Annotated in this window: 20 protein-coding genes and 2 pseudogenes; 11 read left to right on the forward strand and 11 right to left on the reverse strand. The window is 69.9% G+C overall.

Going from position 1 to position 23,016, the window contains the following annotated elements:
• Positions 1 to 28: 28 nt before the first annotated feature.
• Positions 29 to 1,054 (reverse strand): AraC family transcriptional regulator, encoded by a 1,026-nt coding sequence (locus tag ABN273_RS24975; protein WP_349451410.1) that lies wholly within the window; start codon positions 1,052 to 1,054, stop codon positions 29 to 31.
• A gap of 145 nt (positions 1,055 to 1,199) precedes the next feature.
• Between ABN273_RS24975 and ABN273_RS24980 the strand changes: the two genes are divergently transcribed.
• Positions 1,200 to 2,060 carry an enoyl-CoA hydratase/isomerase family protein gene (locus ABN273_RS24980; RefSeq protein WP_349451411.1) on the forward strand — a complete coding sequence of 287 codons (861 nt, stop codon included), beginning with the start codon at positions 1,200 to 1,202 and terminating at the stop codon, positions 2,058 to 2,060.
• Positions 2,061 to 2,424: 364 nt separating this feature from the next.
• Here ABN273_RS24980 and ABN273_RS24985 read toward each other — a convergent pair whose 3' ends face one another.
• Positions 2,425 to 2,550: a hypothetical protein gene (locus ABN273_RS24985; RefSeq protein ID WP_349451412.1), complete on the reverse strand. Its 126-nt coding sequence runs from the start codon at positions 2,548 to 2,550 to the stop codon at positions 2,425 to 2,427.
• 281 nt (positions 2,551 to 2,831) lie between these two features.
• Complete coding sequence (locus tag ABN273_RS24990) at positions 2,832 to 3,881, reverse strand: transposase (RefSeq protein WP_349451413.1); 1,050 nt, start codon at positions 3,879 to 3,881, stop codon at positions 2,832 to 2,834.
• An 83-nt stretch (positions 3,882 to 3,964) separates the two neighbouring features.
• On the opposite strand from ABN273_RS24990, the gene ABN273_RS24995 reads away from it, so the two are divergent.
• Positions 3,965 to 4,147: a hypothetical protein gene (locus tag ABN273_RS24995; protein WP_349451414.1), complete on the forward strand. Its 183-nt coding sequence runs from the start codon at positions 3,965 to 3,967 to the stop codon at positions 4,145 to 4,147.
• Positions 4,148 to 4,186: 39 nt separating this feature from the next.
• On the opposite strand, the gene ABN273_RS25000 is transcribed toward ABN273_RS24995, so the two are convergent.
• Positions 4,187 to 5,149, reverse strand: a complete 963-nt coding sequence (locus ABN273_RS25000) for an NADP-dependent oxidoreductase (RefSeq protein WP_349451415.1) — start codon at positions 5,147 to 5,149, stop codon at positions 4,187 to 4,189.
• Between the two features lie 139 nt (positions 5,150 to 5,288).
• Between ABN273_RS25000 and ABN273_RS25005 the strand changes: the two genes are divergently transcribed.
• Positions 5,289 to 6,278 (forward strand): GlxA family transcriptional regulator, encoded by a 990-nt coding sequence (locus ABN273_RS25005; protein WP_349451445.1) that lies wholly within the window; start codon positions 5,289 to 5,291, stop codon positions 6,276 to 6,278.
• 122 nt (positions 6,279 to 6,400) lie between these two features.
• Here the strand turns inward: ABN273_RS25005 and ABN273_RS25010 are convergent, their stop codons facing one another.
• Positions 6,401 to 6,856: a methyltransferase domain-containing protein gene (locus ABN273_RS25010; protein ID WP_349451416.1), complete on the reverse strand. Its 456-nt coding sequence runs from the start codon at positions 6,854 to 6,856 to the stop codon at positions 6,401 to 6,403.
• Between ABN273_RS25010 and ABN273_RS25015 the strand changes: the two genes are divergently transcribed.
• Both ABN273_RS25015 and ABN273_RS59605 read left to right on the forward strand, forming a co-directional pair.
• Entirely contained in the window at positions 6,848 to 7,624 is a 777-nt protein-coding gene (locus ABN273_RS25015; protein WP_349451417.1) for an NAD-dependent epimerase/dehydratase family protein, read from the forward strand. The genes ABN273_RS25010 and ABN273_RS25015 overlap by 9 nt on opposite strands.
• Positions 7,611 to 7,949 (forward strand): annotated as a pseudogene (locus ABN273_RS59605) (PIG-L deacetylase family protein); the annotation flags it as partial. The gene ABN273_RS25015 and the pseudogene ABN273_RS59605, both read left to right, overlap by 14 nt.
• A gap of 14 nt (positions 7,950 to 7,963) precedes the next feature.
• On the opposite strand, the gene ABN273_RS25025 reads toward ABN273_RS59605, so the two are convergent.
• Positions 7,964 to 8,905 (reverse strand): tyrosine-type recombinase/integrase, encoded by a 942-nt coding sequence (locus ABN273_RS25025; protein ID WP_349451419.1) that lies wholly within the window; start codon positions 8,903 to 8,905, stop codon positions 7,964 to 7,966.
• Between the two features lie 143 nt (positions 8,906 to 9,048).
• On the opposite strand from ABN273_RS25025, the pseudogene ABN273_RS25030 reads away from it, so the two are divergent.
• Positions 9,049 to 9,159, forward strand: a pseudogene (locus ABN273_RS25030) (IS5/IS1182 family transposase); the annotation flags it as partial.
• Positions 9,160 to 9,200: 41 nt separating this feature from the next.
• On the opposite strand, the gene ABN273_RS25035 reads toward ABN273_RS25030, so the two are convergent.
• Entirely contained in the window at positions 9,201 to 9,950 is a 750-nt protein-coding gene (locus ABN273_RS25035) for a response regulator transcription factor (protein WP_349451420.1), read from the reverse strand.
• Complete coding sequence (locus ABN273_RS25040) at positions 9,947 to 11,176, reverse strand: sensor histidine kinase (protein ID WP_349451421.1); 1,230 nt, start codon at positions 11,174 to 11,176, stop codon at positions 9,947 to 9,949. Before ABN273_RS25040 ends, ABN273_RS25035 begins: the two co-directional genes overlap by 4 nt.
• A 227-nt stretch (positions 11,177 to 11,403) precedes the next feature.
• Here ABN273_RS25040 and ABN273_RS25045 point away from each other — a divergent pair, with 227 nt between their 5' ends.
• From ABN273_RS25045 to ABN273_RS25060, 4 genes are all read left to right on the forward strand, one after another.
• Positions 11,404 to 12,201, forward strand: a complete 798-nt coding sequence (locus ABN273_RS25045; protein WP_349451422.1) for an ABC transporter ATP-binding protein — start codon at positions 11,404 to 11,406, stop codon at positions 12,199 to 12,201.
• The gene (locus tag ABN273_RS25050; RefSeq protein WP_349451423.1) at positions 12,201 to 14,453 is read left to right on the forward strand and encodes an ABC transporter permease; all 2,253 of its coding nucleotides are present in this window, start codon (positions 12,201 to 12,203) and stop codon (positions 14,451 to 14,453) included. The genes ABN273_RS25045 and ABN273_RS25050 overlap by 1 nt, the downstream gene beginning before the upstream one ends.
• A gap of 141 nt (positions 14,454 to 14,594) precedes the next feature.
• Positions 14,595 to 15,998 (forward strand): MFS transporter, encoded by a 1,404-nt coding sequence (locus tag ABN273_RS25055; RefSeq protein WP_349451424.1) that lies wholly within the window; start codon positions 14,595 to 14,597, stop codon positions 15,996 to 15,998.
• A complete protein-coding gene (locus ABN273_RS25060; protein ID WP_349451425.1) occupies positions 15,989 to 17,227 on the forward strand; it encodes an FAD-dependent monooxygenase in 1,239 nt (412 codons plus the stop codon). Before ABN273_RS25055 ends, ABN273_RS25060 begins: the two co-directional genes overlap by 10 nt.
• A gap of 244 nt (positions 17,228 to 17,471) precedes the next feature.
• Here ABN273_RS25060 and ABN273_RS25065 read toward each other — a convergent pair whose 3' ends face one another.
• From ABN273_RS25065 to ABN273_RS25075, 3 genes are all read right to left on the reverse strand, one after another.
• Positions 17,472 to 18,281 carry a pyridoxal phosphate-dependent aminotransferase gene (locus ABN273_RS25065; RefSeq protein WP_349451426.1) on the reverse strand — a complete coding sequence of 270 codons (810 nt, stop codon included), beginning with the start codon at positions 18,279 to 18,281 and terminating at the stop codon, positions 17,472 to 17,474.
• Between the two features lie 210 nt (positions 18,282 to 18,491).
• Complete coding sequence (locus tag ABN273_RS25070) at positions 18,492 to 18,755, reverse strand: RraA family protein (protein WP_349451446.1); 264 nt, start codon at positions 18,753 to 18,755, stop codon at positions 18,492 to 18,494.
• A 166-nt stretch (positions 18,756 to 18,921) separates the two neighbouring features.
• The gene (locus ABN273_RS25075; RefSeq protein ID WP_349451427.1) at positions 18,922 to 21,657 is read right to left on the reverse strand and encodes a helix-turn-helix transcriptional regulator; all 2,736 of its coding nucleotides are present in this window, start codon (positions 21,655 to 21,657) and stop codon (positions 18,922 to 18,924) included.
• 305 nt (positions 21,658 to 21,962) lie between these two features.
• Here ABN273_RS25075 and ABN273_RS25080 point away from each other — a divergent pair, with 305 nt between their 5' ends.
• Positions 21,963 to 23,009, forward strand: a complete 1,047-nt coding sequence (locus ABN273_RS25080) for an MBL fold metallo-hydrolase (protein ID WP_349451428.1) — start codon at positions 21,963 to 21,965, stop codon at positions 23,007 to 23,009.
• The last annotated feature ends 7 nt before the right edge of the window (positions 23,010 to 23,016 follow it).

The raw sequence follows: 23,016 nt of genomic DNA on the forward strand, positions 1-23,016 counted from the left end.
TCGGGCGCAGTCGAATGCCCGAAGATGATCAAGGGGGCGGCTCTCCGGTCGGCGTTTTCATGAGGTCATGACTGATCGTCAGGCTCGACGGGGCGGGCGTCTCCAACTGGAAGGCCGTACCGTTGTGGCTGCGTGTCTCGCTGCGGTAGCGCCCGGGCGTGCGTCCGTGGGCTCGGGTGAAGGCGCGGGTGAATGCCGGTACCGATCTGTAACCGACCGCCTCGGCGATGGTCTCGAGGGAGCCATGACTGTCGCGTAGCTGCACGGCGGCCAAATCCATGCGCCAGTTCGCCAGGTACGCCGCGGGGGTGTATCCCGTGGCTGCCGGGAAGCGGCGGGCGAGGGTCGCACGGGAGACCGAGATGGCTTTTGCGAGCGTCGAGGTCGTCCAGGGGATGGCCGGATTCGCGTGCAGGTGCCGTAGCGCTTTGCCGATGACGGGGTCGTAGAGGGCACCCAGCCAGGTGCCGAAGCACTCAGGAGGATTCACCGCGAGCCAGGCGCGCAGCATCTGCACGAGCATGATGTCGATGAGGCTTTTCAGTACGGCAGGCGTGGCGAGCTGCGGTTGGGCGAGTTCCCGGGCGAGCATGCGCACCGTGTCGGTCAGCCCGGGCGTCCCCGCCTCGGCCCGCACGTGCACGAGACCTGGTAACAGGGTCAGGATCTGGGTGAGCGCGGCCGGGTCGCAGTCGTAGTGAATGGTGACGATCCGCGTGGTCGCGGGCTGCGACCCGAGGCTGATCACCTCACCGGTGCCGCGCCCGCGAGCGGCCACATGCTCGCATCGACCGCGTCCGGCACTGCCCGTGTCCGTGGGGTCGTCGGTGAGGCCGTGCGGGGTGTCGGCGGGCAGCAGGACCACGTCGCCGGCCGCTAGTTCCACCGGTTCGTGTCCGGCGACCGTGAGCCAGGTACTGCCTGCGGTCACGGCATGCAGGGCCGCCCCGGGATAGTCGTCCAGGGTGATCGCCCATCGGCCGCCTGCTTCGACACGGGTGCTCAGTGCCCCTTTGACGCCCGAGATCGCCAGGGCGTCGGTCAGTGGATCCATAACGTCGACGTTAGCACCTTGATCAGACGCAGATGAGGCAGATAATCAATCATCTGAGCTGTGCGGGCATGGTTCGCCTCAGTGGTTGCCACATATGGTCTTGGGAGCCGGGACTCACATCCGGCATCATCGAGAAGGAGTCACCATGGACTACCACAGCTGGGCAGGCCTCGAGATCACCGTCGCGGACGGTGTGGCCACCGTGTCGCTCGACCATCCGCCTCTCAATCTGATGGACGGCGTGCTGCTGCCGTCACTGCGTGGGTTCGCACATCAGGTGCGCACCGATGCGGACGTGCGGGTGATCGTGTTTCAGAGCGCCGATCCGGAGTTCTTCAGCGCTCACGGCGACATGGCCTACCTCACCGACCCGGAGGCCCTGCCCGCCGCCACCCAGGCCGCGATCGACGCCGCGCCGGGCGCCGTGATCCCCGACGGCCTGAACATCCTCCAAGCCATGGGAGCCGAGGTCCGCGACCTCCCGCAGGTCACCATCGGCAAGGTGGCCGGTTTCGCCCGGGGCGCCGGCAACGAGTTCCTGATGTCCCTCGACATGCGGTTCGCCGCGATCGGCAAATCGGGTCAGGCCCAGCCCGAGTCCACCCTGGCGATCCTTCCCGGGGGCGGTGGCACGGTGAACATGACCCGCCTGCTCGGCCCGGCCCGGGCCCTGGAACTGCTCATCGGTGGCCAGCTCGTCGGCGCCGAAGTGGCCGAGCGCTACGGCCTGGTGAACCGGGCTCTGCCCGCCGACGAGATCGACTCCTTCGTCGACACCCTGGCCCGCCGGATCGCGGGAGTACGCCCCGAGGTCGTTGCCGCGATCAAGGCCACCGTCAGGGCCGCGACCCCGCCCGCCCCCAACACGGCCTACGTCGTCGAAAACGCCTTCCTGTACTCACTGTTCACCGAGGACATGGTCGAGATCGCCCGGAAGCAGCTGGCCGCGGGCGTGCAGACCCGTGACGGCGAGCGGGATCTCGAGGGGCTCGTCGACAACCTGTGACCTGGGTTCTGGCACGCATCTCAGCGGTAGGGCCCCACGTCCCGGAAGCTCGTCGCCCGAGCCGCGCTACCCACCAACCAGACGGTCAACGCGGCGACCGTCCTCGGCACCGGCGCCGGTGCCCATCCTGACCGCGGACCCGGCCTAGCCGACCCGCCTCTACCGCTTCGCCGGCGAGCGGGAGCAACTGGCCTCCGGGCCCGCACTTACGAGGCGTACCTGGCCGAGCTCGCCACCCCGGCCGAGTCCAACTCCGACATCGTCGGCGTGATCTTCGCGGGCCCCCGCAACCAGGTCACCGAGTTGACAAACGGCTCCCCCTGCTGAGCTGACGGGAGGTGGCCGGGCGCCGGCCCACCGACTGTCACGCGGCTTCCGGTGCCTCCAGAACCAAAGGAAGCATCGTGAGGATTTCGGCGGCGTGTTCCAGCGCCCGGACGTCGACCCGCTCGTCGGTCTGGTGCGTGAGGTTCGGGTCGCCGGGCCGCACAGGAGAGTGGGAACGCCGGCCGCGGGCTGCTGGAGGGAAGCGTCGGAGAAGTAGCTGACCCCGCGGACTTCGGGCGGGGTAGTCACCGGTGACCGTCATGCGCGCCTGGAACCCGGCTCGGGTCGCGGCGAGTTCGTCGAGCAGTTGTCTGATGCCGACCAGCCTCCTCGGTTTCGACCACACTGGACGGCTCGTGCTCGCCCCAACCAGTCCACGGCCCGGCCACGGCGGCGAGCGACGCCTGGTACGCCGAGATCGCGGACCCTGCTGGTTAACTCGCCTCAGGCTGCGAGAGCGAGTTCTGCCAGTTCGAGGCGGGCAAGGTGGCTGGTGCGGGTCCGGTCGAGCGGGTTCCCGTTCCACCAGGCGTCCAGGCGGATGAGGTTGAGCGCCACGGCGGAGAAGACGTGTTCGAGGTGAACCTTCGCCAGGCCTCGGTAGCGTGCTCGGCGGACTCCGGTGACCGCGACGGCCTGGCGTATGGTGCCTTCGACTCCGGCGCGGAGCTTGTATTTGTCCTGCCAGTCCTTGGTGGTCTGATCAGCACGTGCCTGGTCAAGGGCTTGTTGAAGGGGGCGGGCGCGGATGGTGAGCTGGCGTCCGCCCTTCTTGGCCGAGGTGCACAAGGAGCGAACCGGGCACGGCCGGCAGATCTCGCCGCTGAATTTGACCACGATCGCCTCGGTGTCGCGCTGGGCGCACGGGCTCCACGAGGAACTCGCCCGTCCTTGCGGGCAGGTGACCTGTTCGGCGTCCCAGCCGATGGTGAACGCCGCACGGTTGTAGCCGGCGGCGGCGCGGGCTTGCGATGAGTGATCCAGCAGAACCGGGGTGATGAGCGCGATCCCGAACCTCTTGCGGGCATCGACGAGGAGTTCCGCAGACGGGTAGCCGGAATCGAGGTAGTGCTCGCCGGGCAGCAGCCTGCGTGCCGCGAGCATCTGATGGATCTTCTCGGTCATCTGGCTGTTGGGCACGGTCGCGTCCGTGGTGGCGACGTTCGTGATCAGGTTGGGCGGCACGATCGTCTTGCCGTTCGTGCCGGCGGGGGTGTGGCACGTCTCGCTGACGTGCAGCTTGTAACCGTTCCAGAACATGTCGTCGCCCTTGGCCGCCCACCGGGCATCAGTGTCGTAGGGGGAGGTCAGCCGCACTCTGACCGGCGGCAGTCCCTCTCCGCCGTCTTCGAGGGGCCGCCGCCGCTGAACCACCTCCCGCCCCTTGCGGTCGGTGACGCGCACATAGTTTTGGATCAACATGACCTGCAGCGCCTGCACCGCGGGCAGATTCCGTAACCAGGCCGGGGAGAACGGCGCATACACCGCTTCCACCAGCGCATAGCCATCGGCGCCGTAGGCGCGCGCAAGCTCATCGCGCTTCGTCTCCGATCCCGGCAGCCGCCAGGAGTCAACCCGTGCGCGACTGGCAGCACGCCCGCGGCCCGCACGTGACGAAGATGCTGGCCACGGGCCGCTTCCCGGCCGTGGCCAAGTTCGTGCACGACGGCACGGACGTGGACGCCGAGACGTCCTTCGCGACCGGCCTCGACTGGGTGCTCGACGCCGTGGCCGCCAAGCTCGACCGGCCGCCGGCGTGACGTTCGAGATCTTCAGGGACGGCCCGCGACGTCTGCGCCTCAGCGTACGGTGATGACCAGCTTGCCCGTCGTGCGGCCCGTCTCCCCCTGAGCGTGGGCCCGGGCGCCCTCGGCGAGGGGGAAGGTGCCGGAGACGTGCGCGCGGAGCCTGCCCCAGGCGGCGAGGCCGGCGATGGCGCGCATCCCCGCCTGGTCGTGCTCGACGATCAGGGTGACCGCGCGCACCCCCGCTTTCTCGGCCGCGGCGCGGGTGTCCTCGGCGCCCCGCAGCAGGGAGACGAGGACGCCGCCGGGGCGGAGCACGTCCACGGAACGGGTGGTGGTCTCCCCGCCGAGCGCGTCGAGGACGACGTCGTAGCGCTCCTCGGTGCCGGCGAAGTCCTCGACGCGGTAGTCGACGCAGGCGTCCGCGCCGAGCTCGCGCAGGAAGTCGTGCTTGGGGGCGCTGGCCGTACCGGTGACGTGCGCGCCGCGCTCCTTGGCGATCTGCACGGCGAGATGACCGACGCCGCCGGCCGCCGCGTGGATCAGCACCCGCTGCCCGGCCCGCAGGCCCGCCGTCTCGACGAGGGCCTGCCAGGCGGTGAGCGCGGCGAGCGGCAGGGCGGCCGCCTGGACGTGGTCGATCTCCGCGGGCTTGGCGGCGAAGGCGCGGGCGGGGCCGGTCACGTACTCGGCGTGGGAGCCCGCCCCGTGCGGGTAGGGCAACATGCCGAACACCTCGTCGCCGGGCTGGAAGAGCGTGACACCCGGGCCGGTCTCCACCACGGTGCCGGAGACGTCCCAGCCGAGGGTCAGCGGCGGGGGCGGCAGGAAAATACTCATGGCGCGGTGCTTGAAATCCGTGGGGTTGAGCCCCGCCGCGTGCACGGCCACGAGGATCTCCCCGACACCGGGCACGGGCCGCGGAACCTCGGTCAGCCGCAGCACCTCCGGGCCGCCGAGGGCCGTCTGGTGCAGGGCGAGCATGGTGGGGGCAGCACTGCTGTACGTCGTCGTCATGCCTCGATCCTGGCCGTACGGTCGCGCCCGGGTCGATGGCAAGAAGGTCAGCCTCCGATACATTCATGCCATGCCTGCCGATCCTTCCACCCGTCCCGCACCTCAGCGGCTCCGTGAGCTCGCCTGCCGCGCGGCCGCGCTGGCCCCGCCCCCGCGACCCGATGCCCACAAGGTCGTCGTCCTCGCTCTCGACGGCGTCTACCCCTTCGAGCTCGGCATCCCACACCGGGTGCTGGGCTCCGCCGACGGCCGCTACGAGGTGCTGTCGGCGAGCGTGGACGGGCAGCCGGTGCGTACCGATGCCGACCTGACGATCGTCCCCGGGCACGGTCCCGAGGTGCTGGCCGAGGCGGACACGGTGATCATCCCTCCGTGCGCGATCTCCGTGACCTCGCCCACCGCCCCGGACCAGCAGGCTCTCGCCGCCCTGTCGCGCGTCCGCCCCGGCACCCGCCTGGTGTCCATCTGCACCGGCGCCTTCCTGCTGGCCGCCGCCGGTCTCCTGGACGGGCGCCGGGCCACCACCCACTGGGCGCTCACCGAGATCTTCCAGGAGCTGTTCCCCCGGGTCGAGCTGGACGCCGGGGTGCTCTTCGTCGACCACGGCGACGTGCTGACCTCCGCGGGGGCGGCGAGCGGCGTCGACGTCTGCCTGCACCTGGTGCGCCAGGACCACGGCAGCGAGGTCGCCAACCAGGTCGCCCGCCAGTGCGTCGTGCCGCCGTACCGGGACGGCGGGCAGGCGCAGTACATCGAGCGGCCGCTGCCGCCGGCGAGCGAAGCCGGCACCGGGCCGACCCGCGACTGGGCGCTGCGGCGGCTGGAACTGCCCCTGTCGCTGGACGAGCTGGCCGCGCACGCTTCGATGAGCACCCGTACCTTCGCCCGGCGCTTCCGGCAGGAGACCGGTCTGAGCCCGGGCCGCTGGCTGACCCAGCAGCGGCTGCGGCGGGCGCGGCACCTGCTGGAGTCCAGCGACCTGCCGGTGGAGCGGGTCGCCCACGAGGTCGGCTTCGCCACCGCCACCTCACTGCGGCGGCATTTGGCGGCGGAGGCGGGGGTCGTCCCGTCGGCGTACCGGCGCACCTTCCGCGCCTCGGGTCCGGCCGGTAGCGGCCGGTCAACCTGACCCGGCGCTTCCCGGCGCCTCGGGTGCGGCCGGGAGCGGCCGGTGAATCCGGCTCCTTGGGTGCGGCCGGTGAACCTGGCCGGTGCTTCCCCGCCAGCCCGTTCACGGGCCGGGCAGCGCGATCACGCCCGCCTGCGGTAGTGGTACCAGCCGGGGTCCGGTGCGGGCCGGGGTGACCAGCGCGCACCGAGGAGCGCGGCGAGATCGGTCGCGTCGATCCCGGCCGGGCCGACACCGAGGCGGCGCGGGGCGGCGGCCCGTACCAGCAGATCGGCGCCGGGTGCAGCGAGCGTCTCGACCGTGGCGGCCCATCCGGGCCGCCGCCGGGATGGGATGCCGTGCAGGCAGCCGTTGTCGAGCACCAGCGTGACGGTGCCGCCGAGCCGGCCGCCGGGGTCGACGCTCGCCGGGTCCGTGACGTCGGCCGTCCGCCACGTCACCGACGCGCCCGGATCGAGACGCCGCGCCGCCGCCACCGCGGGCGCGGCGTAGTCCACGGCGGTGACCGTCCAGCCGCGCGCGGCCAGGGCGCGGGCCTGCCCGCCGGTGCCGCAGCCGAGGTCGACCGTGTGATCCATGCCGCCTCGCACGTCGGCCCCGCCGGGATCCTGCCCCGGGCGGGCACGCTGGGATACGACATCGTGGCCAGTTCGAGCGCCGTCGTCGAGGCGTGCCTGGCGGCCGACGTCCCGCTGTGCGTCTTCAGCTCGGCGGAGGTCTACGGCCGCAGCGGCGTCCTGGACGAACGGGACCCCCTCCGGGTGCCCACGGCCTACAACGCCAGGATCGAGTACGGGGTCGCCAAGGCCGTGGTCGAGGCGATGACGGTCAACAGCATGGCCCGGGGGCTGCGGGCGGTGCTGATCCGCCCGTTCAACGTCGCCGGGCAGCGGCAGTCGCGCGCCGGGGGTTTCGTGATGCCCACCTTCGTGCAGCAGGCGCTCGCCGGGCGGCCCCTGACGGTCTTCGGCGACGGGAAGCAGGTGCGGGCGTTCACGGCCGCCGACGACCTCACCCATTTCGTCCTCGACTACATGGACGCCGCGATCGACGCCGGCGAGCCGATCGTCAACATCGGCAACCCGGCCAATCGCACGACGATCGGCAGGCTCGCCGAACGGGTGCGCGACCTGCTCGGCAGCGACTCGCCCATCACGCACACCGACGGGCGGCGCCTGCACGGCGGCGCCTACGCCGAGGCGGAGTCGTTCGAGAAGATGCCGGCGCTGCGCGCGGCGACCACCCTGGGGTGGAAGCCGGTGGTCAACCTGGACGAGCTCATCAGGACCACGGCGGACTACTACGAGACCCGCGAGGACGTCAGGGGGCGCTATGCGCCGCTTTGACCGTGTTCTGCTGGTCTCGCCGCACGCCGATGACGAGGTGCTCGGCTGCGGAGGGCTCCTCGCCAGGCTGGCGGACGACGGCTGCGAGGTTCACGTGCTCTACCTCGCCGTCGATGGCATGAGCCACTACGGCCTCGCCGAGCCGACGACGTACCGGCAGCGCACGGCCGAGATCGAGCAGGTGAGCGAGCTGCGGGGGTTCGGCTACGAGATCGCCTACGGGGATCGGCAGCTCACCGAGCGGCTGGACACCGTCGGCCTGCGCGAGCTGGTGGACCTGCTGCAGGAGCGGATGGACCGGCTCCGTCCCGACCTGCTGCTGCTGCCCAGCGGCGACGACTACGACCAGGACCACGCGGCCACCTTCCGGGCCGGGTTCGCGGCGGCCAGGCCGATCGGCGGCCAGTTCGGCAAGTGGCTGGTCCCGCACGTCATGGCGTACGAGATGACCATCTGTCCCCTTCTCCAGTCGATGTCGCCGAGTTGCATGGCGGCGACCTCACAGACACGCAGTCCCAGCCGGGACAGCGCGGTCAAAATCGCGAAGTCGCGGCGGCCGAGAGCGGTGTCGCGATCACAACTGGCCAGCAGCAGATCGGCTTGCCCAGGTTGCAACCGCCCGGGCAGAGAACTCAGCCTGCGGTTGGCAATGGTGGGCACCGCCGTAGCCAGGTCCCGATTGATCCGGCCGGTCACGAACAAGAAGCGCAGCAGCGACCGCAACGCGGTCACCATGCTCTTGGCGTCGGGGACGCTACGCAGTCCTGCCTGGTCGAGCACGAACTGGGAGACCTGGGCCGCCGACAGCCGGTCCAGCCCGCCGTCCAACGGGCTGGACAGCAGCGTCAGGAAGGTGCGGACAGCGATCAGGTAGCGGCGGATGGAGACCTTGGCCAGCCCACGCTCATGCACGAGAAACTGCCGATACTCCCGCACCAGCATTGCCACGTCAGGGCGGAGGTCCAGCGGCACCGGCTCCGGCGGCGGCACCACGCCGATCTGCCGGAGATGAACCAGTAGCGGTGCAAGCCCTCGCCTGCTGCGGAACTTGCGGTACTCGCCCCGTCGGTCTCTCAGAAACCGGTCGGCGACCTCCTCGGTCAAGTCTTCCGGCCGCAGCCGACGCTCGTCGAGCCAGCGGCTGAGATGCGCCATCAGCTGGACCAGTTCGCACGCCGGGTGCGCCGCATAGCTCTGCTGCTGCAACGCTCCACAGAAACCGGCCGCGTACGCCCCCAGCGACTCTGGCACCACTACTCGTAACGGATCACGTACGTACATGAATGTCCTCCCCTCTGAGCTCCACCCACTCAGACAGAGGCCCCCGGCAGAACAGGACACGAAGACACCGAATTATCCCGACCGGGCCATCCGCCACCCCACCTCGACAGCGTCAGCTCGGGATAACCCCGATCGCGGAATAATATGAGACTCTACCCGCCAGTTCCCAAGCCGTGATTCACATCGCGTCGATCAACAATCTGATCAAGCGTATAACGGACGAGACCACTCCAACCTGGCGAGGCACCTACTAGAACATAAGCCGCAATCTACTCAAATCAAACGCCCTCTCACATCACGGCTGGGCGGTGCCGCTGTTGGGGTCGGCGGTTACAAGGCCGGTCTGGTAGGCGATGACAACGAGTTGCGCGCGGTCGCGTGCGTCCAGCTTGGTCATGGCGCGCTGCACGTGGGCGCGGACAGTGAAGGGGCTGAGGTACATCCGATCGGCGATCTCCAGATTGGACAGACCGGTCGCGACGAGAGCGACCATCTCGCGTTCGCGCGGGGTGAGGGCGGCGAGTCGTTCGGGATGGCGTGCTGCGGTACCGGCCGGCGTGGCGAGGAAACGGGTCACGAGGGAGCGGGTCGCCGCGGGGGACAGGAGGGTGTCGCCGCTGGCGATCGTGCGTACGGCGTCGAGCAGGTCTTGCGCCTCGATCCCCTTGCCGATGAAGCCGCCGGCCCCTGCGCGCAGGGCTTGTGCGACATACTCGTCTGTCTCGTACGTGGTGAGGATCAGTACGCGGGTGGCACGCAGATCCGGATCCGCGCAAATCTCCACGGTGGCGGCGAGGCCGTCCGTGCCGGGCATCCGGATGTCCATGATCACCACGTCCGGGCGCAACGTGCGGGTCAGGGTCACCGCCTGCCTGCCGTCGCCCGCCTCGCCGACCACGACGATGTCGTCGGCGCTGTCGAGGAGGGTGCGGAAGGCGCCGCGTAGCAACGCCTGATCGTCGGCGAGGAGAACCCGGAGCGGCACAGTGTCATCCCCGGCCGCCCCACCGGTGTCCGGCTCGTCGCCTGGTGCGTTGTGGATCATCGGCCCTCGCCATCGGTCGCTCCGTCGGTTATCCGCGCTGTGTTCTCGGCGGCGGGAAGAGGCAGGTGGGCGGAGACGAGGAAACCCCCTTGGGGACGTACACCCGCGGTGAGAGTTCCGCCGGCCGCAGTGGCCCGTTCACGCATTCCGATCAGACCGTAGCCGGGCGGGTGCGCTTGTAGCTTACGGAGTCCCCCGCCATCGTCGATGATCGTGATGGTCACGTGGTCGCGGTTCCAGGTGAGGCGCACCTCGGCGCTGCCGGTGGCGGCGTGCTTGGTCACGTTGGTCAGGGCCTCTTGGATGATGCGGTAGGCGGTGAGGTCGATGGACGGTGGCAGCGGCCTGGCTGTGCCGTCCTCGTGCATCGACACCGCCAGGCCCGCGCTGCGGAAGGTCTTCAGCAGCGTGGGGACCTGCGACAGCCCGGGCGCCGGATCGGTGAGTGCGGATGTGTCGTCGGGCTGGCGCATCAGACCGACAGTGGCCCGCAGTTCGTCGAGGGCTTGGCGAGTGGTCCTGACCAGTTCGTTCAGGCTCGTGCGGGTCTGTTCCGGGCGGGTAGCGAAGAGGTGGGCGGCGACGGTGGCCTGCGCGTTGGCCAGGGTGATCTGGTGGGCCACCAGGTCGTGCAGCTCGCGAGCGATGCGGAGCCGTTCCTCGGCCACCCTCCGGCGGGCCTCCTCGTCCCGGCTTTCCTCGGCCCAGCGTGCCCGTTCCTCCATGATCTTCAGGTATGCCAGCCGGTGCCGCGTCGAGCGACCGAACACGGCGGCCACGAGCGGCGCCGCGGCCACGGTCGCCAACCTGCTGATATCCGCCCACGAGAAGTCGGGTTCGAAGAAGGGAGGTACGGCGGCCAGCAGCGTCGCCGATGGGAGCAGGACGGCGAGCGCCAGTCGTCGTTCGGCGCGTTTGGCGAGTGAGTAGGCGCTGATGGCGGCGGGGGCCAGCATGAGCGGGGTTGACAGCGAACCCATCGGCGCGACGACCATGCCGCACACGGTCGTGGAGATCAAAGTGGTCACGGGCGCGCGGTGCCGCGCCAGGAGCAACCCGGACGACACCGCGGCGAGGAAGTAGGCCGGCACTGGTGGGAGTGTCACCGTGTCGTCGACCTGAAGCGCCCCACCGAGCAGGCAGAGCACGAACGCCACCGCGACGACCGTTCCCTCCCGCCACCACGACCCGACCGGCGGCGCGAGTGAACTACGCGAGTTCGTCATCGACGTCCATCCACCGCAACACTCGTTCAGCCTAGAGGGCGTCTCCTGATTCCGCACAGCCGCCGACGATCAGCCTTGCCGCACGTGTGTAGTGCGTCCGCACCAGAGAGCGAGCCGGGCTGGTCCGCGTGCACCAGGCGAAGACGGTCTCGGCGAACGATGTGCGGCACCGCGGTGCCCGGAAGAGTTGGTGGCGGAATTGTCCGGCAAAGCGGCAGGAATAAACGTTGAAGAACACCGGAGACTACGCCGACGCGATTCGGCTGCCGGCCGTCCGCAAGGTCTATGGAAGGCGCGATAACCAGGTGGTGGCGCTGGAGGAGGTGACGACGCAGTTCGGCCGAGGAACCTTCACGGCGATCATGGGGCCGTCCGGTTCCGGCAAGAGCACCTTGTTGCAGTGTGCGGCCGGGCTCGATCAGCCGACGTCCGGCTCGGTTCTGCTCGAGGAGCACGAGCTCAGCGAGATGAACGAGACCGAGTTGACGAAACTACGGCGAGACCGGATCGGCTTCGTCTTCCAGGCGTTCAACCTGCTTCCGGTCCTAACCGTGCGGCAGAACGTGACGTTGCCGCTGCGGCTCGCCGGCCGTAAACCGAAACGGGGCCGGGTTGCGCAGGTCCTCGACCAGGTCGGCCTTGCCCAGCGGAGCAACCACCGTCCGGCGGAGCTGTCCGGCGGACAGCAGCAGCGGGTCGCCATCGCCAGGGCGTTGATCAGCGACCCCGCCGTCATCTTCGCCGACGAGCCGACCGGTGCGCTGGACACCAGGACCGCGCGAGACATTCTCCAGCTGCTGCGGCATTCCTCGCGGGTGGCCGGTCAGACGATCGTGATGGTGACCCACGATCCGGTCGCGGCGTCGTACGCCGACCGCGTCCTATTTCTCGCCGACGGGCGGCTGGCCGGTGAGCTGCACTCGCCGACCGCCGAATCCGTTGCCGACCGAATGACTCACCTGGGCGCGTTCGCCGTCGAAGGCCCCCGCCCGCAGCCGGCGAGGAACCGAGGAGGGCAGCGTTGATGCTGCAGCTCGCTCTGCGTACCTTGCGGTTTCGCGCGGGCATGTTCGTGGCGGCCTTTCTCGCCATGTTCCTCGCGGCGGCCATCATGATGGCCTGTGGCGGCCTGATCGAGACCGGCATCCGCACGGATGTGCCGCCGCAGCGGCTGGCCTCGGCCGACGTCATCGTCACCGGCGACCAGGAATACCGCGGCTCCGGCGGCGACACTGACGAACCTCCTATCCTGCCCGAGCGGGTCCGCATCGACGCAGGGCTGGCGGACACGATCGCGGCGCTGCCCGGCGTACAAAAGACCAAGAGTTTCGTCTTCGAGGGAGCCCCACCGCCGGATACCGTCGACGCGATCGGTGTGCAGGCCAAGCCGGGAGCGGACGTCAGCGAGCTCCAGGAGCGAATCGACGCCAAGCTGGGCAGCGGAACCGTCACCCTGGTGGGCGACAAGCGGGGGCAGGCCGAACTACGCGAGGCCAAGGCGAGCGGCGTCACCGTGATGGCTCTGGCCGGTGTCATCACCGCCTTCGCGATCCTGGTGTCCATCTTCGGGGTGGCCTCCATGCTCGCCCTTTCGATCGCCCAGCGCCAGCGGGATCTGGCGTTGCTGCGAGCCGTGGGAGCGACACCTCGTCACCTGCGCCGGCTGATCTCCCGCGAGACGTTGCTGCTGTCCATACTCGCCACCTCACTGGCCTACTTTCCGGGCCGGTTCCTGGGCCAGTTCATGTTTGACCAGCTGGTCGAGCGCGGGATCGCCGCGGACGGCTTGGCCTTCCGGCAAGGCTGGATTCCAACCGTGGCCGCCATGGCGGTGGCGATCCTCGCGGCCCTTGCCGGTGCCCTTGGCGCCGGCAGAGGGGCGTCGCGCGTCAAGCCGACCCAGGCGCTCGCGGAGGTCTCTGTCGAAGGCAAGCTGATCGGCCGCGGACGCATGCTGCTGGCGGTGGCTTCCCTGGCCGGTGGAATCGCCATGATGATCGTGACCATCGCCGTGATGAGTGGACCACTCACGCCGGCCACCGCCGCGCCCGCCGTGATCCTGCTCGCTATCGGATTCGCCATGCTCGCACCCGTGCTGACGACGATCACGACCTTTGCCGTGCAGTGGCCGGTGCGCGCGCTGGGAGGGGTGACCGGCCAGCTCGCCGTGCTCAACGCACGTGGCCGCGGCGGCCGGATGGCGGCCGTGTTGGGCCCCGTCATCCTGTTGACCGCGGTGTCGACTGGCATGGTGTACCTCCAGACGACCAATGACGAGGCCGATCGGCGGGGCTTCGCCGGCAACCTGGTCGCCGACGCCGTGGTGACCACCCGGGACCGTTTCGACGCGGGCCTGGTGGCACGTATCAACGCCTTGCCGCACGTCGCCGGTGCCTCGGAGTACGTCAGCAGCGTCGGCTTCATCGAGAAGCCGGATGAGAGCTCGCCGATGACCGAGGGCTGGACCCTCCAGGGCGTCACCGCCAAGGGCGCCGAGGCCACCACACCGGTCCAGGTCACTGCGGGCAAACTCGCCGACCTGTGCCATGACACGATCGCGATCGGGAGCCAGCACGCCGAGAAGCTGGGCGTCGGCGTCGGCGGCACCATCACGCTGCGGATGGGCGACAACACCACTCTCGACGTGCGGGTGGCGGCACTGTTCTCCGCTCCGGACGGCTACAACACCATGTTGCTTCCCGCCGACACCTTGGCAGCTCACACCACTGAGGGACACGCGACGCGAATCCTGGTCAAAGGCGACAAAAACACTGACCCCAAACAATTGGTGGCGGACCTGACCAAGGTGACCTCCGCCGAGGGCGGTCTGAGGGTGACCGGCCGAGACGTCCTGCTCAGGGAGTTCGACGACCAGAAGACGACCGCCAACTTCGCGATCTACCTCACGGTGATCATGATCGCGGGGTACGCGGCGATCACGGTGATCAACACGCTGATGTCGAGCATGACGGCGAGGAGGCGGGAGTTCGGGCTGCAGCGGCTCGCGGGCTCGACTCGTGGTCAGGTGCTGCGGATGGCCGGCTTGGAAGGGGCGATCCTGGCGGTCGGCGGCATCGCGCTGGGCACCGTTGCCGTCCTCGGGATTCTGGTGCCCGTCAGCCTCAAGCGCCTCGGCTCGGTGCTGCCCGCCGGGTCCCCGTGGATCTACGTGTTGACGGCCGCGCTGACCGTTCTGCTGACGCTCGGAGCCGCGCTCCTGCCCGTATGGCGGGCGACGCGCGGCCGGCCGGCCGAGGCCGCGCTCGCCATCGAATAGCAACCTTCTTCCGTTGCCCGGGCCGGCTCCCTGTGCGCCCAGGCGGTCCCGGGGCCGGAGAGGACGACTCGACGGCCCGTCCCAAGTAACGCGCGGTGGTGCCGATTCCTCACTCACCATGCCATCACGGAAAGGACGCTCATGACCACAACCCTGGCTCCCCCGGTGCGAATCGGGAAGGCCGCGGTCTGGGCCCTCGGCATGCTGGCGGTCGCCAGCGGTGCCCTGGAGTCGGTGGTGGCACCGACGCTCCCGCTTCTGCAACGCGAACTGGACATTGGGCCCGCTGGAGGGGCGCTGCTCAACATCCTGCTCCCGATCACCGGCGCTCTCGTCACACCGTTGGCGGGCAGGTTCGGCGACCGCTACGGCGGAAAACGGGTCCTGATCCCGCTGATGATCGTGGTGTGTGTCGGCGGCATGGCATCCGCATTGGCGCCGGGCCTGCCCGTGCTACTGGCCGGCCAGGTACTGCAGGGCGCGATGGTGGGCGCGCTGCCCCTGTCGTTCATCATCATGAGCAAACACCTGCCCGCGGGCGAGTCGAAGGCGGCCATCGGGGTGGTCAGCGGACTGTTCGTGGGCGGTGGGATGCTGGGCACGCTGCTGGCAGGGCCGGTGGCGGAACAGTTGTCCCGGCACTGGATGTTCGCACTCCCGACGGTCGCCGTCATCGTGGCCACCCTTCTGGTGAACCGGCTGGTGCCGAAGGACCCGGCGGACCGGTCGGACGACGCCGGAGTCGACTGGCCCGGCCTAATCCTGCTGAGCGGGGTGTTGATCACGCTCATGTTCGTGATCAACTTTGCCCTCGACCTCGCCTCGCAGCCGCTCGTGCTTTTCGGCCTCGTCGCGCTCCTGGCCGTCCTCGTGGCGGGCTGGATCGCCGTCGAGCGTCGCGCGGCCTCGCCGATGATCGATCTTCGCATGCTGGCTCGGCCGGCGATCTGGAAGTCGAGCGTGCTGACGTTCATGATCTGCGTCGGTACCTCAATGTCGATCTTCCTCGTCACGCAGATGTGGAGCATGTCCGGTGCCGGGTACGGCTTCGGGGCCGGCGCCACCGAGATCGGCTTCTTCCTGTTGCCCGGCACAGTGGTCGCGGCGCTGGCGGGGCCGATGGGCGGGAACTGGGAGCGGCGTTCCGGCTCACGTGCCGTGGCCACCGCTGGGGTCGTCGTCATGGCGGTCGCGCTGATCGCCATGGCAGTCGTGCACTTCGAGGCGTGGCATCTCGTCGTCGGCAAGGCACTGGTCGCACTGGCCAACGGCCTGATCGTCACTGCGATGACGACCAGCATCGCCACCTCCGCCGCCTCGAACGAGACCGGCGCCGCCACCAGCCTGATCTTGGTGACCCGCGTGCTCGGAATGGCGTCGGGCGGGATGCTCGGCGGCGTGCTCCTGGCCGCCGGGACCCCGTCCGGGTCGGATGTCGCGGCCGAATCGTCGTACATCACCGGATTCATCCTCGCCGGCGTCATCACGGCGCTGGCCTTGCTCGTCACCCGCACCATGGACAAGGGAGCCAAGGCATGTTCCTGATGAACACCCGTACCACGCCGAAGGGCAGGGTCCTGATCTCCGGGGCCAGCATCGCCGGGCCCACGCTCGCGTACTGGCTGACCCGTTACGGATACGCGGTCACGGTGGTGGAGAAGGCGAGCGCGGTTCGTAGCGGTGGTTATCCCATCGACGTGCGCGGTACCGCGCTGGAGGTCGTCAAGAGGATGGGGATCCTGCCGCGGCTGCGGGACGCGCACATCGACCTGCGCCGGTTGACCTTTCTCGACGCGAACGGCAGTGAGGTAGCCTCGGTCCACCCGCACGCGGTCACCGGCGGTGTCGAGGGACGGGACCTGGAGGTGCGGCGCGGAGATCTGACCGATGCGCTCTATACGGCGGTCCGCGACGACGTGGAGTTCCTGTTCGACGGCTCCATCGACACCCTCGACCAGTCCGGCGGCGGGGTCGACGTCGTCTTCCGCGGCGGCGGCCGGCGCACGTTCGACATGGTGTTCGCCGCGGACGGCATGCACTCACATACCCGGGCGCTCGTGTTCGGCCCCGAGGAGCAGTTCCACCGGTACCTCGGCTACTGCTTCGCCGTCTTCCCCATGCGCAACACCCTCGGGCTCTCCCACGAGACCGTCATGTGGAACACCCCGGGCAGGGCCGCGGCGCTCTACGCCGTAGGGGAGGACGAGGAGGTGCACGCCTTCCTGAACTTCGTCCAGCCGGAACCGCCGCTCGAGGCGTTCGCGAACCCGGAAGCCCAACGGGATCTCGTCGCCGCGGTCTTCGCCAACGCGGGATGGGAGGTCCCCGGAATGCTGGCCGCCATGCACGAGGCGGAGGACGTGTTCTTCGACGGCGTCAGCCAGATCCGCATGCCCCGCTGGTCCAGCGGCAGGGTCGCGCTGGCGGGCGACGCCGCGTACGCGCCCTCGTTCCTCACCGGACAGGGCTCCAGCCTCGCACTCGTCGGCGCGTACATGCTCGCCGGTTCCCTGGCCGGCCAGGACTACTCCGCCGGGCTCGCCGCCTATGAAGCCGGCACGCGCGAGTTCGTGGCAGTGAACCAGGGGCTGGTCAGCGAGGGCGGCGCCGCGCTCTTCCCGGTCACGGCCCAGGCTTTGGAACAGCGCAACGACAGACTGCGCAAGCTCAGCGCCATGCCCCCCACCGAGCCGCGACCGGCCCATTCGGCCCTCACCCTGCCCGAATTCACGCCCGAGGCCCGTGCGGGAGCCGGGAGCGCCGCGCAAGATTGAGACCGGACTTCCGACCTGGGCCGGGCCATCCCCCTTCCGCGACGCTCCCATCCTGCTGACTCATATCGCGAGGCGCCGCTCGCAGAGCAGGCCGTCGATACGGCGGGTCAGCAGGTCCTGGGCGGGCACGGTCCCGCTTCGAGCCCACCGACCTCACCCCGCCGTGGATCGAAGTCGAGCACCCGCTCGAGTCCCTCAGAGGGCTGGCCGAGGAGATCAGGGCCTGACACTGCAAACGCTCCTACTACTCACCAGCAAAATCAGCGCTGAGCTCGCGGCGCTGCCGGTACCTTTCGACCATGGCGTCGACGATGCCGTCCGGCAGCTCAAGGGCAGCAAGGGCCGCGTGCTGGACCGCCGTGTTCAACGAGCCGTTGTGGGTCCGGTGCACGTGGGCGGCGGCGTCCACCACCTCGCGCGGCCCGGTCAGGTAGCCCACCCGCCAGCCGGTCATCGCGTACGTCTTGGAGAACGTCTGTACGTACACCGTGCGGTCGCGCAGCGATTCGACCTCCAGCGCCGAGGTCATCACATGCCCCGGGTAAACCAGCCGGTGGTACGCCTCGTCGCTGACGACCAGGATGCCAGAGCCGTCAAGGAGATCCCCGAGGGCCTTGAGCTCCTGCTCGCAGTGCACGATACCGGTCGGGTTCGACGGATTCGAGAAAATCATCATTGCGGCGCCGGGAAGGGCCTCGGCCAAGGCGTCGAGGTCCCAGTGCAGGTCCGGGGCGAGCGGAACGAAGTCCACGGTCCCCCCGGCCAGGACGACCAGGTCGGCGTAGAGCGAGTAGGCGGGCTCGGGGATGACCACGCGGTCGCCGGGGCCGATCATCGCGAGCGCAACGGCCGCCAGCGCGGCCGTTGCGCCGTGGGTGACCAGGATGTCGTCCGTGGTCCAGGTCCGGCCGGGGCACCCCGGCAACCTCGCGGCGAGCGCGGCGCGCAGCTCCGGCAGGCCCTTCTGGTCGGCGTAGTGGGTGTGTCCCGCGCGCAGGGCGGCCGCGGCGGCCTTGATCACTGGCGGCGGCGTCGGGAAGTCCGGCTCGCCCATGGCGAGGGAGACGGCTCCCAGAGGGGCCGGGGCCAGGGCCGGGCGCCGTGACTGGCGGCGTAGTTCCCCCCATCCGGAAACGCCGGCGGCACGGTGGTCGTCGGATCGGTCATCGGCTCACCACCGTATGCCCGAAGCGCGCGGCGAGGATGCACCGCCGGAGCACCTCCTCCTTCTCGACGATCCCGTCGACCGCGTCCACGACCTCCTTCACGCGGTGGCGTGGGATGACGACGACGCCGTCGGCGTCACCGACGAGCACGTCACCGGCCCCGCCACCACCACGCCGCCGACCGCCACCGGGACGCCGATGGTGCCAGGCCCGTCCTTGAAAGGCCCAGCGGGGGTGACCGCCCGCGCGTAAACGGTCAGGCCCACCGCCGACAGCGCCCGGACGTCGCGGACGGCGCCATCGACCACCGCGTCGGCCACCCCGGCGTTCACCATGAACTCGCCGATGAGGTCGCCGATCAGTCAGAAGTCAACCCCCGAGAGACTTCCAGGCGAGACCACTTAGGCCCAGTTTGACATCCTTCAGGCAGACGGAGGGTGCGGCCGGTTGCTGGAGGACAACGGTAGGCGACGCCGGCGCGACCCTTGCGGCTGAGCATAGGCAGCAGCATTCCGGTCCACGCATGTGTCAGACCGGATCCCGGCCCTGGCCGCCGACCCTCGACAGGGTGCCTTCGACCACGTCGCGGAGTTGTGCGCGGGCGGTGATGCCCAGTTTGGGGAACACCCGGTAGAGGTGGGAGCCGACCGTGCGCGGCGAGAGGTACATTCTCTCTCCGATCTCACGGTTCGTCAGGCCGCGGGCCGCGAGCTGGACGATCTGCTGCTGCTGGGGACTGAGCTCAGTGAGAGCGCCGGGCGCCACACTGTCGGCGGCCTCGATGCCGGCGGCGCGCAGTTCCGCCTTCGCCCGCTCCATCCATGGCCGAGCGCCGAGCCGCTGGAAGGTGTCGAGTGCCATGGTCAGCAGCGGGCGGGCCTCGGCGATGCGACGCTGCCGCCTGAGCCACTCACCGTAGTCCAGCTGTGTCTGTGCCCGCTCGAACGGCCACTGCTCCCCCGCATCGTCCGCCAGCGCCGCCTGGAAGTACGGTTCCGCGTGGTCCCGTTCGGCGAGCAGGGCGCGGCCTCGGTTGAGCAGTGCGGTGATCCGTACCGACATGCCGGTACCCAGGCGCCACGCCGATCGCTCCAGCAGGTCGGCGGCGTCCTCCCGCCGCCCCAGGCGGACGGCCGCCGCGGCGAGTTCGGCCAGGACGGTGTAGGAGACGTGATAGTGGACCGGATCGCCGTCGCCGGTGAAGGCGGAGCGGAACTGCGCGTACGCGGTGTCGTAGTCGCCCTCGGCCACGGCCGCCAGGCCCAGGGCCCGGCGTGCGAAGACCACGATGGAGCGGCTCTCCAGCGGGTCGACGAGGGCCAGCGCCCGCTCGGCACCGTGTCGCGCGTCGCCAGACTCGCCGAGCAGCGCGAGCGCCGTCGCGTCCAGCGCGTACGCACATGCCTCGGCGTGGTCCAGCCCGGCCGCTGACGCCACCGCCGAGATGTCGGCGGCCACCGAACGGGCCTCGGTCCATCGGCCCTGATCCAGGTAGGTCCAGCCGACGGCGGAGCCCAGGCCGTCCGGCAGCGAGCCACGGGCCTGCCACCGGTCGTACGCCTCGTCGAAGGTCCTGGCGGCCAGGGCGGTCTGGTCCAGGATCCACGCCACGATGGCGAGCGTGGTCAGACTGCCGGCGTCGTCCCTGGCCTCGGCGATGAGTCCGGGCAGCGCCGGAGCCAGGGAGGCCCCCGCGCCGTTGGGGTCGGAGACGGCCTGCACCCAGGCGCGCAAGGGGCCCCTGGCGGTGAGGTCCGGCACGGCGGAGAGCAGGCTCTCGATCCGTTGCCGCTGTGGCTCCTCGCCCGAGTAGTAGCGGACCACCGCGGCCGCAGCGAGCGCGTCCAGCACGCGGGGCGAGTGAACGGCCGCCGCCTCGTCGGCGACGCGGGTCAGCAGGGCGAAGGCCGCCGCATGAGGCCGGCGCAGGGACCTGAGCCGCCCGGTGGCCAGCGCGGCACTGCCGATCAGTGACGGGTCGTCACTGTGCTCGCGAACCTCGGCGGCCAGCCGTTCCACCCAGCCGAGCTGACCGGTGAGGACGGCCATGTCGGCGGCCTCGGTCAGCAGCCGCGCCTGGTCCGCGCGGCGCGGGCTCAGCTCCGCCGCGCGTTCCAGAGCGGCGGCGGCGGCCGCGTAGCCACCCCGGCGCCGTGCCCGGCCGGCCGTCTGCCGCAGGGCGGCCGACACCTCCTCGTCGGGACGCGTGGTCGCGGCGGCGAGGTGCCAGGCCCGGCGGTCGGGCTCCTCGCTCAGCTCCGCGAGAGCGAGATGCGCATGCCTGCGTTCCTCGAAGGAGGCGGCATGGTAGATGGCCGAGCGGATGAGCGGGTGGCGGAAGGAGATCCAGGGGGCGTCCTGGCGTACGAGACCGGCTCGCTCCGCGGGTTCCCACGCCTTGTCGCCGGCTTCGGGGAGTCCGCGAGAGGCCGTGGGCGCGTCCGTCGCGTCAGCGGCCGCGAGCAGCAGAAGGGGGCGACGGGTCGCCTCCGGCAGGAACCGCGCCTGCTCCGCGAAGATCCGCTCCAGTCGATCGGTGACGGGCAGCGGGCCCGCCACGCTGCCGCCGTCTGAAGGCCGGGTCGCGTCGGCGCGGGCGAGTTCGACCAGGGCCAGCGGGTTGCCGGCCGACTCCTGCAGGATCCGTACCCGGGTTCGGCCGGTGGGCGGCGCTGGCTGCCGGTCGAGCAGGCGATTCGCCTCCCCTCCGCTCAGCGGGCCGATCTCCAGGCGCTCGAATCCCTTGTTGAACCCGGGCACCGCAGCCTCGGCGCGTGCACCCAGCAGCAGCGTGACGGGTTCGCCGTCCATGCGCCTGGCCACGAAGGAGAGAACGTCCAGCGATGCCCGGTCGATCCACTGGGCGTCGTCGACCACCACGAGCAGCGGCGCCGGCTCCGCCAGGTCCGACAGCAAGGTGAGAACGGCCGATCCGGTGAGCACGCCGTCTGGGGCCTCGGTGCCCTGGTCCAGCCCCAGGACGGTCCGGAGCGCGGAGCGCTGCCACGGCGGCAGGCTGTCGAGCTCGCCGAGCACCGGGCGGACCAGTTGGTGGAGGCCCGCGAATCCCAGATGGGCCTCAGACTCGCTGCCGGCCGCTCGCAGCACCCGTCCGCCCTCGCGCCGCGCGTGACCGGCCGCGAAGTCGAGCAGCATGCTCTTGCCGGCACCGGGGTCGCCCGTGAGGATCAGGACTTCGCCGCGGGACCGGTCAGCGGCGATCCGCCGCATGATTTCCGCGGTCTCGGTTTCCCGGCCCACCATCGGCAGATCAAGATCGTCTGCCGAGCTCTTTCTCCGGGCACTTCTTCCGTTTTCCACGAACGCTCCAGAGATGTGCTCGAATGATCGCGCGGGGTCATCAACGCGTGCGGCGTCCGGGATATTCCGCCGTCCGATGCCCCTGCCAGCGGTTCTTCAGTCGAGTGACTGATACCGGCCCGCGCCCGTATTGCGGACGATGGTGAGCATCCGGCCGCGACCATCAGAAAGCGGCCTGTCACGGTCCTGGTGTTCCTTGCTCGCGAGGACACGCAGGCCGTGACCAGTGATTCCATCGGAGTGCGGAAATGAACAGCATCAATACTTCACGTTCCCTGAGCCGGCGCGGCTTTGTCGGAGCCGCGGCGGGCATCGGCGCCGCCGGGCTGCTGGGAGGCGCGCTGAGCCGGCCGACCACCGCCTCCGCCGCAGCCTCCGAGAGCCGGACCCGCGTCGAGACGATCGAGCTGGGCAAGGTCACCGTCACTCGTGTCATGGAGTACAGCGGACCCGTCGGCATGACCTCACGCCAGTTCTTCCCCGGAAGTCCGAAGGAACTGTGGGAGGAGAACGAGGACTGGCTGAGCCCGGACTTCTGGGAGCCGGGCACCGACATGGTCTACTCCGCTCTGCAGACCTGGGTCCTGCGCAGCGGGGGCAGGACGGTCCTGATCGACACCGGTGCCGGGAACGACAAGTTCCGTCCGTACGCCAAGCAGTGGCAGTACATGGACACGGGCTTCCTGCGCCGTCTGTCCCGCGCGGGAGTCAGGCCGGAGGACGTCGACGTCGTTGTCAACACCCACCTGCACAACGACCACGTCGGCTGGAACACCCGGCGCGAGGGCCGTGACTGGGTGCCCACCTTCCCCAACGCCACCTATCTGATCCCGAAGATCGAATTCGACTTCTGGAACCCCGCGGGCCCTGTGCGGCCGAAGTACTGGCAGGGTAACCAGAACGTCTGGGAGGACAGTGTGCTCCCGGTGCATGAGGCGGGCCTGGTGAAGCTGTGGGAGGGCTCGTACACCCTTGACTCCGGCCTGAAGCTGGACCTCGCCGCCGGACATACTCCCGGCTCGTCCGTAATCCGGCTGGAGTCGGGAAACGACAGAGCGGTGTTCATCGGCGACCTGCTCCACACCCCGCTGCAGCTCGAACACCCCGAGTTCAACAGTTGCTTCGAGGAGGACGAGAAGCAGGCGCTCGCGACCCGGCGCCGCGAACTGGAGTGGGCCGCCGATCACAAGGCCCTCATCCTGCCCGCGCACCTTCCCGGCCACGGCGCCGCAGAGGTGGCGCGCAGCGGCGGAAATTTCCGGATCAAGGAGTGGGCGGGGTTCAGCCGTAGCTGACCCGGCC

This window comes from Nonomuraea sp. B19D2 (assembly GCF_040137845.1).
GTDB lineage: Bacteria > Actinomycetota > Actinomycetes > Streptosporangiales > Streptosporangiaceae > Nonomuraea.